Annotated in this window: 15 protein-coding genes; 1 reads left to right on the top strand and 14 read right to left on the bottom strand. The window is 55.6% G+C overall.

Annotated elements, in window-relative coordinates; genetic code table 11:
* On the bottom strand, positions 1–367 hold a 367-nt coding region (locus ACILQA_RS05685), incomplete at its 3' end, for a hypothetical protein (protein ID WP_395628825.1).
* A gap of 4 nt (positions 368–371) precedes the next feature.
* Positions 372–1673 carry a 3,4-dihydroxy-2-butanone-4-phosphate synthase gene (ribB, locus tag ACILQA_RS05680; protein WP_395628824.1) on the bottom strand — a complete coding sequence of 434 codons (1302 nt, stop codon included), beginning with the start codon at positions 1671–1673 and terminating at the stop codon, positions 372–374.
* Positions 1674–1776: 103 nt separating this feature from the next.
* On the opposite strand from ribB, the gene ACILQA_RS05675 reads away from it, so the two are divergent.
* Positions 1777–2865, top strand: a complete 1089-nt coding sequence (locus ACILQA_RS05675) for a DUF2855 family protein (protein WP_395628823.1) — start codon at positions 1777–1779, stop codon at positions 2863–2865.
* On the opposite strand, the gene ACILQA_RS05670 is transcribed toward ACILQA_RS05675, so the two are convergent.
* The 12 genes from ACILQA_RS05670 to ACILQA_RS05615 all read right to left on the bottom strand — a co-directional run bounded on the left by ACILQA_RS05670 (position 2852) and on the right by ACILQA_RS05615 (position 14776).
* Positions 2852–4156 (bottom strand): amidohydrolase family protein, encoded by a 1305-nt coding sequence (locus ACILQA_RS05670; protein ID WP_395628822.1) that lies wholly within the window; start codon positions 4154–4156, stop codon positions 2852–2854. The two genes, ACILQA_RS05675 and ACILQA_RS05670, sit on opposite strands and share 14 nt — an antisense overlap.
* A 4-nt stretch (positions 4157–4160) precedes the next feature.
* Positions 4161–4964, bottom strand: coding sequence for a TIGR03084 family metal-binding protein (locus tag ACILQA_RS05665; protein WP_395628821.1), 804 nt, complete (start codon positions 4962–4964; stop codon positions 4161–4163).
* 5 nt (positions 4965–4969) lie between these two features.
* Positions 4970–6235, bottom strand: coding sequence for an acyl-CoA dehydrogenase family protein (locus tag ACILQA_RS05660; RefSeq protein ID WP_395628820.1), 1266 nt, complete (start codon positions 6233–6235; stop codon positions 4970–4972).
* Positions 6235–7566 (bottom strand): phosphotransferase family protein, encoded by a 1332-nt coding sequence (locus ACILQA_RS05655; RefSeq protein ID WP_395628819.1) that lies wholly within the window; start codon positions 7564–7566, stop codon positions 6235–6237. Before ACILQA_RS05655 ends, ACILQA_RS05660 begins: the two co-directional genes overlap by 1 nt.
* Entirely contained in the window at positions 7563–7958 is a 396-nt protein-coding gene (locus ACILQA_RS05650) for a ribose-phosphate pyrophosphokinase (protein WP_395628818.1), read from the bottom strand. Before ACILQA_RS05650 ends, ACILQA_RS05655 begins: the two co-directional genes overlap by 4 nt.
* A gap of 8 nt (positions 7959–7966) precedes the next feature.
* The gene (locus tag ACILQA_RS05645) at positions 7967–8908 is read right to left on the bottom strand and encodes an NAD(P)H-dependent flavin oxidoreductase (RefSeq protein ID WP_395628817.1); all 942 of its coding nucleotides are present in this window, start codon (positions 8906–8908) and stop codon (positions 7967–7969) included.
* A 4-nt stretch (positions 8909–8912) separates the two neighbouring features.
* Positions 8913–9326, bottom strand: coding sequence for a DUF1330 domain-containing protein (locus tag ACILQA_RS05640; protein WP_395628816.1), 414 nt, complete (start codon positions 9324–9326; stop codon positions 8913–8915).
* Between the two features lie 87 nt (positions 9327–9413).
* Positions 9414–10058: a TetR/AcrR family transcriptional regulator gene (locus tag ACILQA_RS05635; protein ID WP_395628815.1), complete on the bottom strand. Its 645-nt coding sequence runs from the start codon at positions 10056–10058 to the stop codon at positions 9414–9416.
* A 54-nt stretch (positions 10059–10112) separates the two neighbouring features.
* Positions 10113–11222 (bottom strand): DNA polymerase IV, encoded by a 1110-nt coding sequence (dinB, locus tag ACILQA_RS05630; protein WP_395628814.1) that lies wholly within the window; start codon positions 11220–11222, stop codon positions 10113–10115.
* Positions 11223–11234: 12 nt separating this feature from the next.
* Entirely contained in the window at positions 11235–12917 is a 1683-nt protein-coding gene (locus tag ACILQA_RS05625) for an AMP-binding protein (protein ID WP_395628813.1), read from the bottom strand.
* 7 nt (positions 12918–12924) lie between these two features.
* Positions 12925–14025 carry an MBL fold metallo-hydrolase gene (locus tag ACILQA_RS05620; protein ID WP_395628812.1) on the bottom strand — a complete coding sequence of 367 codons (1101 nt, stop codon included), beginning with the start codon at positions 14023–14025 and terminating at the stop codon, positions 12925–12927.
* Between the two features lie 49 nt (positions 14026–14074).
* Positions 14075–14776 (bottom strand): DUF1013 domain-containing protein, encoded by a 702-nt coding sequence (locus tag ACILQA_RS05615; RefSeq protein WP_395628811.1) that lies wholly within the window; start codon positions 14774–14776, stop codon positions 14075–14077.
* Positions 14777–14852: the final 76 nt, after the last annotated feature.

Below are 14852 nucleotides of genomic sequence, written 5' to 3'. Positions count from 1 at the left end.
AGAAAATACCAAAAATTGCGAGGGTGGTCAGCGTGTCGCCGAGATAGAAAACCCCCAAAATCGCCATTGCGAGCGGCACCACCCCGCGCGCGACGGGATAAGCATGGGAGAAATCGCTGATTTCGTATGACACAACCATCGTAAGCTGGTTGATGAAACTCAGCAGCGCAAAGCCCGCGAGTAAAAGCCATAGATTAGGCGACAAATTTCCAGCCCATAGCGCCACGGGCAAGGCCAAGGCTGCACACAGCAACGATGACCAGACACGCACCGCTAGCTTATCTTCACCGGCCTTTAAATAAGCGTGCGACATGGCCGCTGTAAACGCGGACACCCCTGCCAGAGCAAGGCCGGCGCTGACCGACACGCGATTACTCGCCTCCGGTGCCGGGGATCGCGCGCTCGCCTACAATCGAAAGGCCATAGCCTTCAAGGCCAACCAGTGTGTGATGCGTGTTGGTCAGCAATATCATGTCGTGCACACCCAACTCGGTGAGGATTTGCGCACCACCGCCATAATCGCGCAGCTCTTCGATTTCGGGCGCGCCGGCCTGCTTGCCTTCGGCACGAAGCTGCATGAAACGCGAAACCATACCCTTCATCGGCTTGTTGATCACGACGATAACGCCAGCGCCTTCAGCCGCGATGGCCTCCATCGAGCGCGAAAGAAGCCCGGAACGTTCGTTCTCTTCGCCGAACACGTCCACAAACATCGACATGGTGTGCATACGGACAAGCGTTGGCTGTTCGGGATCAATACGGCCTTTGACCAGCGCCATTGTCTCGTCGCCAGTGGCTTTGTTGTAAAAGGTCATCGCGGTCCATTCACCGCCCCATTTGCTTTGAAACTTCATCTCCGCGCGCTTTTCGACCAGATGGTCATGCTTGCGGCGATAGGCGATCAGGTCACGGATCGTGCCCATTTTCAAATTGTGCATGCGCGCAAACGCGACAAGGTCATCCATCCGCGCCATGGTGCCATCGTCCTTCATGATCTCACAGATCACGCCCGACGGATTGAGACCGGCAAGACGGCTGATGTCCACCGCAGCCTCGGTATGCCCTGCCCGCACGAGAACACCGCCATCGCGCGCGGTCAGTGGAAAAACATGGCCCGGGGAAACAATGTCATCCGGCCCCATAGAGGCATCCACAGCCACCGAAATCGTGCGCGCGCGGTCAGCGGCGCTAATGCCGGTCGTGACGCCCTCACGGGCTTCTATCGACACCGTAAAGGCAGTCTGCATGCTTTCGCGGTTTTCGCGCGCCATTGGCGTCAGGCCAAGCTGCTCGCAGCGCGCCTTTGTCATCGAAAGACAGATCAGGCCACGGCCATGGGTCGCCATGAAGTTGATCGCGTCCGGCGTTGCCATTTGCGCTGGAATGATAAGGTCGCCTTCATTTTCGCGGTCTTCATCGTCAACGAGAATATACATGCGGCCATTGCGGGCTTCTTCGATGATTTCCTCGATCGGAACGAGCGCAGGCGTGTCATCGTTCGAAAATAAATAGCTTTCCAACTTACGCAGTGTTTCCGCCGTTGGATTCCAGCCCGCGTCATCCAGATCACGCAAGGTATTGGCATGAAGCCCCGCGGCGCGCGCAAGCCCCGAACGGGACAGGCCGCCTTCGTTGACGAGATTACGAAGCTTTTCAATTAACTGGGTGGACATATGACCTCCAACATTCGCAGAATAGCGAAACATGATTCGCTATTTTCACACTGAAATGTGATTGTCAAAGCATGAATCACATTGATGTGTTGGGGAAACGGTAATGGCGCAGACAATTTGGGTAAACAAAGCGAAGCTTTCGGAAAATATGGTCCATGATGCCGACCTGCCCACATTGGCGGATGGCGCACTCCGGCTAAAAATCGAAAGCTTCTCGGTAACCGCAAACAACATCACCTATGCCGTCATTGGCGATATGTTTGGGTACTGGAACTTCTTTCCGGCGGAAGGCGCGTGGGGCGTCGTTCCCATGTGGGGGCACGCGGTGGTCACAGAATCCCGCCACCCAGAAATCGCCGTTGGTGAGCGTGTGTACGGTTACCTTCCCATGGGAACACATCTCGACGTCCTTCCCGGAAAGGTCAGCGCAGGCGGCTTCACGGACACCGCCGCACACCGGCAACCGATGAGCCCAATCTACAACCAGTATAGCCGGATTAACGCGGACCCCGAGCATGATGCGGCCAAAGAGGCGGAGCGCATGCTATTTGGGCCACTGTTCAAAACGGGTTTCCTCATCGAAGCCATGTTCCGCCGCGAAGATTGGTTCGGCGCGCAGAATTTGGTCATGACCAGCGCGTCGTCGAAAACATCCATGAGCCTCGCGAGCGTTGCGAAGGACTTGTCGCCGCATATCAAGCGGATTGGCCTGACATCAAAAGGCAATGTCGCATTCGTTGCCAATTCGGGTCTCTATGACGAAGTGATCGCTTATGATGACGTTAGCAATTTGCCCGCTGCGGCCTCGGTAGCCGTTGATTTTGCCGGGAACAGCGGATTGCTGCGCGGCATTCATGACGCGCTTGGCGAGCATCTAAAATATAGCTGCCTCGTCGGCGCAACGCATGTCGATGCACGCGGCGCGAACAGCCCGGGCGGCAATGGCGATGCAATGCCAGGCCCCAAGCCCATTCTTTTCTTCGCGCCCGACCACGCCGTCGCCACCATTCAGGAACTTGGTCCAAAAGGCTTTGGCGAAGCGGTTGCCACAAGCTGGAAAAGCTTCCTTGGCGCCGTGGACGGTGTTGTGGAAATCGATGAACGCACGGGAATAACCAGTGCTATTCCCGCGTTCACCGACACATTTCAGGGCAAAGCAGATCCCGCGATCGGGATTATCATTCGTCCTTAAATACCCGGCCATCCTTCATCACGAACTTCACCGCCTTCAAAACGTTGACATCTGATGTGGGATCACCAGTAACGGCAATAAGATCGGCAGCTTTACCAGGTTCAAGGCTGCCCACTTCCTTCTCCACGCCTAACAAAGTTGCCGCGTTCATCGTCGCAGCCTGAATGGCCGCGCTGGCGGGCATGCCATGCTTGACCATCAGCTCGAACTCGTCAGCGTTCTTTCCATGTTTTGAGACACCAGCATCTGTCCCGAACGCAATTTTCACGCCGGCAGGATAGGCCTTTTCAAGACTTTTGCCCGTAACGCCAATGCGCCATTGAACCTTTGCCAAAACGTCTGGCGGATAGGCATTGGGGTTCGCGGCAAGCCGTTCAAGGTACCCATTCACGGTTGATAGCGTCGGGACATAATATGCGCCCGCCGTTTTGAACAATTTGATGGTCGCATCGGTCAGCATCGTCCCATGTTCGATAGAGTCTGCACCAACGGCAAGTGCTGCATTAACACCATCATCACCATGCGCGTGCACAGCAATTTTCTTGCCATATAAATGTGCGGTATCGACCAATGCTTTAACTTCATCATCAAATAATTGCCGGCCAAGGCCCGCGCCAATGCGACTGTTAACGCCGCCTGTTGTCGCAATTTTGATGACATCTACGCCGCGCCGAATTTGTTTACGCACAGCCTGACGACAGCTTTCAACACCATCGCACAAATTGTCTTGGTCGATACTGTTATGCAGATCTTCCGAAACCGACAGCGTGGCATCCATATGGCCGCTGGTCGTCGAAATAGAGCGCCCGGCATCGATGATCCGTGGCCCCGGTAGCTCACCGGCGGCAACGGCATCGCGAAGCGCCAGTGTCGCGCCGCTTCTATCGCCCAAATTGCGCACGGTGGTGAAACCCGCCATCAGCGTTTTCTTTGCGTTTTCGGCGGTGCGGTATGCAGCGCGGGCAGGACTGTCGGTCACAGTCTCAATCAACGCTGCATTGCCGCCCGCATCGCTACCGAGATGCACATGGCTGTCGATCAAACCGGGAAGCACAAACTTGTCCTTCAAATCGATCAACTTTGCGCCAGCTGGTCCGGCCTGATGTCCGGCCAAAATCTCGGCCACCTTGCCATTGCGAATGATGACAGTGGATGGACCGCGCGGCGGCGTTCCAGGCTTGTCGAGCAATTGCCCGGCATGGACGACGGTGACTTGTTCAACCGTCTGGGCCGCAAGGGGAGAGCTTGCCAGCAAAGCTGCACTCAGTGAAACAACAGCAAATATCTTCATTCGATCAAACTCCCCTATTAGCCTTGCAACGCAATCCCGCTGGCGGCGGATCTTGCGGTGGCCCGGCAAAACATTGTGCAACTGCCATCCACTGATGCGCGACTTTGCCAGTGACTGCAAGCGACGTATCGGCAATGTTGCGGCATTGCGTCACAACCTGACAAAATTCGGAGGCGCCGCCCGTAATGATACCACTGTCCGACGCCTCGCCATATTCCCACATCGCTCCTGACGGCGCAGTCAGACGGATCTGCGGCATTGGCCCCGGCGGTTCTTGGCGCCGGTTTTTCCACGTAAAGCCCCATGTATTGACGCCCAACCGGACGATATTGCCGATGCGGTCCGTATCCTGACGCGCGACACCCAAAACATCATAAACCGCCTGTGCGTGCGCCCATGTTTCCATGAGACGCGCGGTTATGGAACTTAACGCGCTCATATCCGGCCCGACCCATTTCAGCCGCAGTTTCGGATCGGCCTCGGCAAAAGCCGCAGCAACGGCCTCTGTCCGTTCCAGCCACGCATGGAGCAAAGCCTGTCCAGAGAGTCCGTCCAAATAGGACGCCTCAAAAGCAGGTAGTTTTCCGCCCCGGACGCCCTCCATCATGGCAGTGACAAATGCACCAAATGCCGCCTCATCCTGCAACGACAGATCCACCGCAATATTCCAGACATGCAAATGCCGGATGATGTTGTTGATCGTCCATCCCTTAAACTGCGTCTGCGTTTCGAAATCAGAATCGGACAGTGCAGCAAGAAGCCCTGCCAATGCTCTGCTCTCTTCCAAAAAGTCCGTTGCCTGCTGCATAACCATCACCCCATAAATCCGAACAAATGTCCCGCCACTTTGCGCATCTGTATCTCCTCTGCACCTTCGGTAATGCGGTAGCGCCGATGGTGTCGGTAAATATGCTCGAACGGTTTATGCCGTGAATAGCCAATCCCGCCATGTACTTGCATCGCGAAATCCGCCGCGTTGCACACCAACCGGTTTGCCTTGTAATTACACATGCTGACTTTGTCCGATAACCGCACCGCGACTTCAGGCTTGGTCATGCTGTCCATTTCGGCGGCGGTTTTGTAAATTAACAGGCGCAGCATCTCCGCGTCGGTTTGCAGTTCGACCAAGGGGAACTGAATGGCCTGATTTACCGCAAGCGGTTTGCCAAATGGCTTACGCTCACGTGCGTACTTCACCGCTTCATCAATGCAATATTGGGCCGCACCGAGCGAACTTGCGGCTTGGCGAATACGGTTCTCGTGCACAAAATGCTGCGCAACAGCTAGGCCGTTGTCCAAGTCCCCAAGGATGGCGCTTTCCGGCACCCAGACATCGGTATATTTAACCTTCGGGTGGTCGGTGGGCATATTGAACGTCCACATATATTCGCCGATTTCAAATCCCGGCGCGTCCGTTGGCACAACAAAGCAGGTAATGCCGCGCGCTTTGCCATCATCACCGCTCGTGCGCGCAAAGGTCATCACATGCGATGTATAGGGCAGCCCGGTCGTCCACATCTTGTTTCCATTGATGCGATAGCCTGCAACGCCGTCACGCATTTCGGGCACGGCGCGCGTATCCATATGCGTCGCGTCAGAACCATGATCTTCTTCGGTCAGGCCGAAGCTCCAGCCCATTTTGCCCTCGAGCATCGGCGGAATAAACGCGGCCTTTTGCTGCGGCGTTCCAAAATCACGCAGCATCAAAACCTGCACGAGATTGCCGACAATGCTGCTTTCGTTCTGCAGGTCGTTATGCAGCCCTAACCCCTTATGGGCCAGATGATGCCGGATGACCGCCATCGCCAGATTGGAGCCATTTTTCCCGCCAAATTCTTCCGGGATCGCAAAGCGGTAGTGCCCAGCCTTGTCCGCCACCTGCCGCATTTCGGCAAGCAATGCCCACCAATCGGCACGCGGATGCCCGTCATTATCCCAATCGGTCCGCGCATTTTCGCGGCGATGATCAAAAAAACGTATATTGTCGTCGCGCGCTTCAATCGGTTTAATCTCCCGATCAATGAACGCATCAAGTTCGGCTAGATAGTCGGTAATCTCTGTGGGAATTTCGAAGAGCATTAGATTGTCCATTTTTTTCTGGCCGCGGCCAAGCCTGAATATTTGGGTTGATCGGCCGCAAGTTTGGCGAGCGATTGTGCTTTTAACTGCGCCAGCAGCCCCGGGGTATTGAGCGATTGTCCACCCGCCAATAATGCATCGGAAAGCGACTTATCATGCACATTCAATGGCGCAGTCGCTTCGCGCTGCAACATGCCCAGTGCGTTCACCGCGACGGCGGCCATGAAACGGTCACGTCCTTTCGCCTGTGGTTTGATATCAGTCTCAATCCAACGCGCGAGCGCCTCCAGCATTTCTGTTGCGGATGGTTCTCCGAGCCGCCGAGGCGCTGCAGGCGACGGCAGCGTAATGGGGCCACGTTCGGCTTCCGGTGCATCGTCTTCCAATAGCATCAGCAAATCAATTTCGGTTTCCGAAGTCCGCCGTCCAATCACGGCACGCTCTAAGCCTTCGTCGAGACCACTGCGCCAGATATCGGCCATTTGCAGGCAGCAGACGCCCCACCACAATGTCGAATAGATAAGCCACCAACGGAAGCGTTCTGGTTCGACCGATGTACCGCTCACGCTGTCATAGGCGGCAAAAAATTCGTCCAACGGGCCAATGCCAAATGCGGGCCGGTCAATATATCCGAACCGCCAGCTGTTAATGCAGCCAAAGGCGAGATCCTGATGCCGATCCCCGAGATGCGCCAATTCCCAGTCGAGAACAGCGGCGAGTCCATTGGCATCGACCATGATATTGCCCATGCGAAAATCGCCGTGAAGCAAGACAGCGGGAACCGGCGAAGGCAAATGGTCCTCAAGCCATTTAAACGCGAGCGCCATCACCGGGCGATCGCCACCAAAGGTGATGAACCGTCCCCGCAACTCGGCCAGCAAGCTCTCCGCGCTGGTTTCAGGCAACTGCGGCAGCGTGTCAGACCGCACCGCATGAATTGCAGCCAGTTCGCGTGCAAAATCATGCAACAATCCCGGCGGAGCGTTCGGCAAGATTTTTGCCGGGTTAACCTCTGCCTCCACTCGGCGCATCACATAGCCCGTTCCGAGATTATCCGCCTCGCTTACCTCACCCATTATTTCTGGCGCCTTCACGCCCGCCACAAAGGCCGCACGAACGACAGCTGCCTCCACGTCATGGCCATAGGTTCGCCCTGCCATCATGTCCGCGGATGGTGACCGCCGCAGCACATATCCCTGCCCTGCATAATCAAACGACCAGCTTTCCATGTTCGCGCCGCCTGTCAGCCGGACAAGGCTTTCAACGTCCGCAGTTCCTCCGAACACCCGCCGCGCAAAGGCCGTAACCAAAAGGGCGATATCGTCGCTCAAACGGGTTGCCCTTGCCAATATGCGAATATGCCGTCCTGTAACTGCCGGATATGCGCTTGCGCCTGTGGTCCAGTCCATTCACCGTGATAGTCGGTGCGCCCGGTCCACCACCCTTGCCCCGGCAGGCCGTCGCCTTCGCGCACCACGAGCACGGCAAGCGCGGGCCGGCCTTCGGCAAGCGTCATCTGGTCAATTTTATCCAACGTCTTGCAGACCGCGCGCATCTTTGGCCGTGTAAACCGGAAACCAAGGTTCAGCAGCAACTCAGAATAGCTGATTGCCCGACCATCGCGTGCGCATTGCTCCAGAATTTCCTTAATCCGCGCAACATCGTGCAGCGCAGAAACATCCGCCGCGGGATCGCTCAGAAATTCTTCAAGGACAGGGTCCAAAGCGGCTCCTACAAATAGTCGTTGCGCATATTATTCATAACGTCGTGGAATTCTTCCATGACTTCATCGATGATTTGTTTCGAAGGCTTCACCGTATCAATGCGTCCAGCAACTTGTCCCGACAGCGCGATCGCAGCCTCCATGTCACCGCCAAAATACAAATCGAGCACGCCGCGCATTTCACCCATGATATTGTCCGAAGGCGTCACATCCAGCTTTTCGGTCCGGTCGGTTCGCAGCGCCCGCAACGCAGGGCCCGGGCCATGGCGGTTCAGGAACAGCGTGTCGGTTTCCTTGGCATTGATGATCGCGTCTTTCCAGTTTTGATGAACTGGGGATTCCGCCGCGCTAACCATCCGCGTGCCCATTTGCACCGCTTCTGCGCCAAGCGCAAAAGCCGCCGCCATCGTCCGTCCGCAGACCATACCGCCAGCCGCGACGATCGGTACGTCAACCTTGCTCCGGATGAGCGGCAGCAGGACCATGAGCGCAACATCTTTGGGATTTTTAAACCCGCCGCCCTCGCCGCCTTCGACGACCAGGCCATCGACACCGGCCTCAATCGCCTTCAACGCGCCAGCCAAAGTCGGCACAACGTGAAATACGGTTAGCCCCGCAGCCTTTAGCGGACCGCAATATTTGTTCGGGTCGCCCGCCGACGTGGTGACGAATTTGACGCCCTGATCGACGACGAAATCTACGATGCCGGGATCACGGACAAAGGCTTGCGCAATGTTCACGCCAAAGGGCTTGTCCGTCAGCTCGCGCATCTTGATAATCTCTGCGCGCACTTCCTCCAATTGGCCGGAGGACGTTTCAATGATCCCAAGTCCACCGGCATTTGAAACGGCCGAAGCCAGTTGCGCCCGCGCGATCCAGCCCATGGGGGCCTGAATGATCGGATATTCAACGCCAAGCAATTCGGTGATGCGGTTTTTAATCGGTTTCATAATGTCAGCGTCCAATCTGGGTTGTGCGGATGTTGAGTTGGCCGGCGAGGCCAGCTTTGCGATGAACTTCAATCGCCCGATATTCCGGGGAGGACATCATTTTCTGCATAGCCGCCAGCGACGGATATTCGACCAGCGCAACCATGTCCCAAAGTTCTTCAACCTCGCCAATCATCAGGCCAGTTACAGGCCCTGCATAAATCTGCTTGCCATCGACGGCGGCGAGACATGCCTGAATACCCTTGCCATAACGGGCATACGCCTTAGCGCCACTAAGGTCAGCGTCGCTGCCATCGGCATATTCTGCGGTCTCTTTAAATTTCAGAAGGTTGACCATCACAAAGGGGCCATTTTCAGGCCCTCCGAAAAAGGACGTGATTTGCTCCTTGCCTGGAAACACGGCGTTCTCGACCCGCATATTCATTCTCTCCCCTGATTTAATCACCTGCTTAAATCAGAGAGAGCGTGTTGTAAAAGCGAATAACTTAAGTGCGCATAAAAGCGCCTAAGACACTATTTTAATGTGCGATCCAGCGGCTGAATGGGTCGTCATTTTTTTACCTAGCCCTTGAAAAACTGCATCCACGATCATGGCCAGCTTCGCGACGCTCAGCTTCGTTGTCCCGATGTAAAAGAGCATGTCGGGGTTTGTATAGCAATGTAGCATTTGGTTGATGAGCGACACCGCCTCATCAATAGACAGGCCTTGGAAATAGCCTTGATCCATTGCTTCGGCCACGATGATCGCAAGATAATGGTCGCCAAGGTCCACGTACCCGCGCACCACTTCGAAATGTTGCTGACCAATTTCCAGATAGCTTTTTAACAGCTCGGGCTCGGCCTCATACTGCTCGACAGAGGCCAAATAGCGCCGGGCGAAATATTGATACATTTTGTCGCGAACCGGCAAGTCGGACTCGGTTACTTCGACCATGACGCGGATTTTTTCCGCGAAGAAACGCTCGGCCACAGCCTCTAACAACGCTTCCTTATTGTCGAAAAAGCGATACAGATTTGACGGCGACATGCCCGCCGCCGCGGCCAAATCGGTCATGGAAATGTCGACTGACCCGCGTTTACGAACTAGGTCATCGACAACCTCAAGCAACGCAGTTCTGCCAGCTTCTATATCAGTTTGTGGCCGCGCCATTCTGCTTCCTGTATTATATCTGCATAACAGTTTTCTGATATAACGCCGATTGTTTCATTTTTCAACGTGATCAAATGTAAACTGTCTTTGCATTGTTGGTCCTGCGGCAACGTCATTTTGATCAACAAGTCCCGACAACGTCAGCCCAAGCAGGCGAACGCCCATTTCGGCGGGCAAAATCTGGTCCAACAGCGCATGCCCCAGCGTCGCGATTGCCGAACGGTCAGATAATATGTGCCCAACCGTCCGCGACCGTGTGACGGTGCGAAAATCGGAATAGCGCGCCTTTAAGACCAGTGTCTTTCCTTGAGCCTGATTGCGGTCAATGCGATCCCAAACGATCTCGACAATATCGTCTAACGCTTCGCGCAACTCATCCTCGCTGCGTTTATCTTCGAAATAGGTGCTTTCAGCGCCAATGGATTTACGCACCGCATTGGCGTTGACGGGGCGGTTGTCGATCCCGCGCGCCGCATGAAACAGATAAGCGCCCCAACTGCCAAAATGCTGCGACAGCCAAATCTCGTCCTTTTGGGCAAGATCTGCACCCGTGTGCACGCCCAGCTTGGCCATTTTTTCAGCCGTGCGTGGCCCCACACCGTGGAACCGCCGCACCGGTAAGCTTGCGACAAATTCCGGTCCCTGTTCGGGCAATATCACGCACATGCCATCAGGTTTATTCTGGTCACTTGCCAGTTTTGCGATAAATTTGTTGTAGCTCACACCAGCGCTTGCCGTCAGTCCGGTTTCTTCGCGAATGGCCGCGCGAATGGCTTTGGCAATCTTAACGGCCGAACCAATGCCCTGCTTGTCGTGCGTAACGTCAAGATATGCCTCATCGAGCGATAAAGGTTGGATTTCATCGGTGTGCCGGGCAAATATCTCGCGAATTTGGCGCGACACGGCCTTGTACGCTTCGAACCGCGGCTTCACGAAAATCAGGTCCGGACATTGCCGCAATGCGGTCACCGAAGGCATGGCAGACCGCACACCATATGCCCGTGCTTCATAGCTTGCCGCCGCCACAACGCCGCGTTTGGACGATCCTCCGACAGCGACCGGTTTACCGCGCAGTTCCGGATTATCGCGCTGCTCTACGCTGGCGTAGAACGCATCCATATCGACATGGATGATTTTGCGTATCTCTCCGGTGTCGGCCACCATGCAACCGAATGCTTAGGACCCGACCGCGGAACGCAACGCCTTGCGGTCGAGCTTTCCGATCATGGTTTTTGGCAGGACGTCGAGGATGGTGACGCCTTGAACGCGTTCATGCTTTCCAAGACGCGGGTTCAGCCATACCGTCAGTTCGGCACCATCTTGCGTAGCGCCATCGTGCAACGTCACAAATGCGCGCGGCACTTCCCCAAGATACGCATCCGGCACGCCGATAACTAACGCCTCTTTGACGGCAGGATGCTTGTAGAGGATGTCTTCGACCTGACTTGGGAACACCTTGAAGCCGCCCACCGCGATCATGTCTTTCAACCGGTCAACGATGTGGATGAAGCCGTCTTCGTCGATGGTCGCAACGTCGCCTGTACGCAAATATTTGCCCAGAAATACCTCGGCATCCGCATCTTTGCGGTTCCAATATCCGCACATCGTCTGCGGACCTGAAAACACCAATTCGCCCGGTTCGCCGTCTGGCGCTGGCTTGCTCGGGTCTTCCTTGTCGACCAATTTCACATCGGTGCCGGGTACGGGTTGGCCAATGCTGCCGATCTTGTTGATACCTTCGTAAGGATTGCACGACACAACGCCTGAGCTTTCGGTCAGCCCGTAACCTTCAATCACGACTGCACCGGTTACCTTCTCAAATCGTTCTTTCAGTTCCGCCGCCAAAGGTGCGCCACCCGAGATACAAGCGCGCAAGTTGGTGAAATCGGTCTTTGCAATATCCGGGCAATCGAGTAATGCTTGATACATTGTCGGCACGCCGGGCAATGATGTCACCTTCGTGCGGTTAATGGCCGCCAACGCAGCGCGCGCCTCGAAACGTGGCAGCATCACAATTTCCCCGCCATTGGCGACGGTACGATTAAGCACCGTTGCATTGGCAAATACGTGGAAAAACGGCAGCACACCCAGAATCCGGTCATCTGCAGCGCCATTAGGCTGGTTCACCGCGCTGTGCGGATCCAGCATGTTAATCTGCCGTGCGTTCGCCGTTATATTCTGGTGGCTGAGCATCGCACCCTTTGGCGTACCTGTCGTGCCGCCAGTATATTGAAGCTGCGCAATGTCTTGTTCTGGTGTGCAAGGCTGGACAGCATAATCGCCATCATTTGCGATCAGCGTCGCATAATGCGTAATTCTGCTGTCGTCAGGTATCGCGGCAACATCATTGCGTTTCAACAACCGGTATGCCCAGCTTTTCGCCTTGGGTAATGCTTCGGCGACGCTGCCGACGATCAGTTCCTTCAGGCTGCTGTTGTCCAGAACCTTGATAGCGGTTGGCAGCAATGCCGCAGCTGACACGGTGAACAAGATCGACGTACCGCTGTCCGCCACCTGATGCGCCAGTTCATCAACGGTGTATAAGGGCGAAAAGTTAACCACGGTCGCCCCCGCAGCAAGCGCGCCATAATAAGCCGCGATATAATGCGGGACATTCGGCAGAAAGAGACCGACATGGTCCCCCTGGCCAATACCTTTATCCTGAAGACCACGCGCCACGCGACGGACGGTGTCCGCCATATTGGCGTAGCTATATTTACGGCCCATGAAATCGGCGATTGCCGCACGGCCCATCCGTTCGGCGGACTGGAAAAACATATCGTGCAAGGCCAACGGCGCAAAATGTTGGTCCCATTTGACAGGATGCAGGTAACGACTGTTCCAGATATTTTGGGTCATGCGCCCTTTATGCCGCGTGATACCATCCAACACCATCGCGGATTTCACATTTTATCCGACCGGCAAAGTGCAGGTAGCGCAAATGCGCCTGCGCCTCACCCGTGGCCAAACCGTAAACCGTTTCATCAATTTCCCGGTCGAACAGCAATGCAAATGTATCGACCGCGCGCATTTCTGTGTGTCGCAGGGCAGCTTCCAACTTGTCGAGCCGTTCATGGTGGCCGGACGCCAGCTTTTCCAACCGGACATGCACCCCAGTAAATGGTTCACCATGCGCTGGCAGGACGAGCATATCCGCAGGCAGCGCGTCACGAAACTTTGCAATGGAATCCAGCCACTCACCCAACGGGTCAGCATTGGGCTCACTGTCCATGACGGAAACATTGGAGGTGATACGCGGCAAAATCTGGTCACCCGCGATGATCATGCCATTGTTGAAATCGACAAGGCAGGCATGTTCGGGTGTGTGTCCGCCGCCTGTCATCACGGTCCAATCCCGCTGCCCGACGCGGATAACTTGCCCGTCGTCCATGCGGACATGTCCCGTGGGTAGCCGCGACACAGCACGCGCAAATCCGCCCCAACCGCGCTTACGCACCGCGTCGATGCGTTCTTCGTCAAAACCTGCAAAACGCCGGTTGTTCAGTACATCTTCGGGCGGTTGGTCTGCCTGATCAGCGATCAGCATCCGTGCCATCAACCATTCGGTCCGGTTCATCCAGACAGGAACTTTGAACTTGTTGGAAAGCCATCCCGCGCAGCCAACATGGTCGGGGTGGAAATGGGTTACGAAAATCCGCTTAAGTTCGCGGTCGGCCAAATTGCCTGCGAACATCGCTTTCCACTGTTCAATGGTCGGCGGCATGAAAAGACCGGTATCGACGAGCGCATAGCCAGCATCGCCCTCGTCCAATAACCACAGGTTGATATGGGCCAGATTGCCGGGCACGGGCATGCGCGTCCAACCAATGTCCGGCGCGATAGGGTAGATTTCGCCATAAGCGGGGGCATGATCGCCCAAGGGGTATGTTAGCCCCTTAAACTCTTTTGCTTCAAGTCCGTGGTCGGCAAGCGACGCGTCATAATCAGGGGTTGCTTTGGTAGCCATAGCCCATCCGTGCCTTAATCAAGCGATTAAGGCAATGACGACGTCGTCCTTATTCGCCCGCTTTTTTGAACAAAGTATCGGCGGTCAGCTCTGCCTTTTCAGTCGGTTCTACTTCACCGTTGAGAGCAGCTTCCGCGCGGCGCGCCGCTTCGGTACGTTCTGCGCGCAATTCTTGGATCAGCGCGTCACGATCCGTGCCAAGACGCGCGTCATTTGCAGCAGTGTTATCAATGCCTGCCTTCTTGGCGGCGCGATTAACGATGGCATCGAGCTCGCGTTGCGAAGTCAGACCAAGCGTTACGGGATCCTTTGGCTGGATTTCAGCAATGTTCCAATGGCTGCGATCGCGAATGGCGGCAATCGTGTTGCGCGTCGTTCCGATCAACTTGCAGATCGCGCCATCGGAAATTTCCGGATGGTTGCGCAACAACCATGCGATGCCGTCTGGCTTATCCTGACGCTTTGAGACGGGCGTATAGCGCGGCCCCTTTGTGCGGCGCACCTGATCTGGGCCCTTGGACATTTGAAGGACATAGTCTTCATCTGCCTGACCCTTTTCGATTTCGTCCATCGACAATTCGCCAGCGTGCACAGGATCGCGACCGGTGTATTTCGAGCCAGTCATGTCATCGGCCATGGCCTGAACTTCAAGAATATGGATGCCGCAGAACTCGGCAATTTGCGAGAAGCTCAAACCAGTATTGTCGACCAACCAAGCGGCAGTCGCATGTGGCATCAAAGGGGTGGCCATGTCTTTTGCTCCAATAATAAGGGCCGCCCCTTACGGAGCGGCCTGAAAATCTTGAACAGCGCATTAGGCGAACTTT

The sequence above is a fragment of the Sphingorhabdus sp. genome (assembly GCF_044239005.1).
Lineage (GTDB): Bacteria > Pseudomonadota > Alphaproteobacteria > Sphingomonadales > Sphingomonadaceae > Sphingorhabdus_B.
This window is presented reverse-complemented; position numbering and strand designations above follow the sequence as displayed.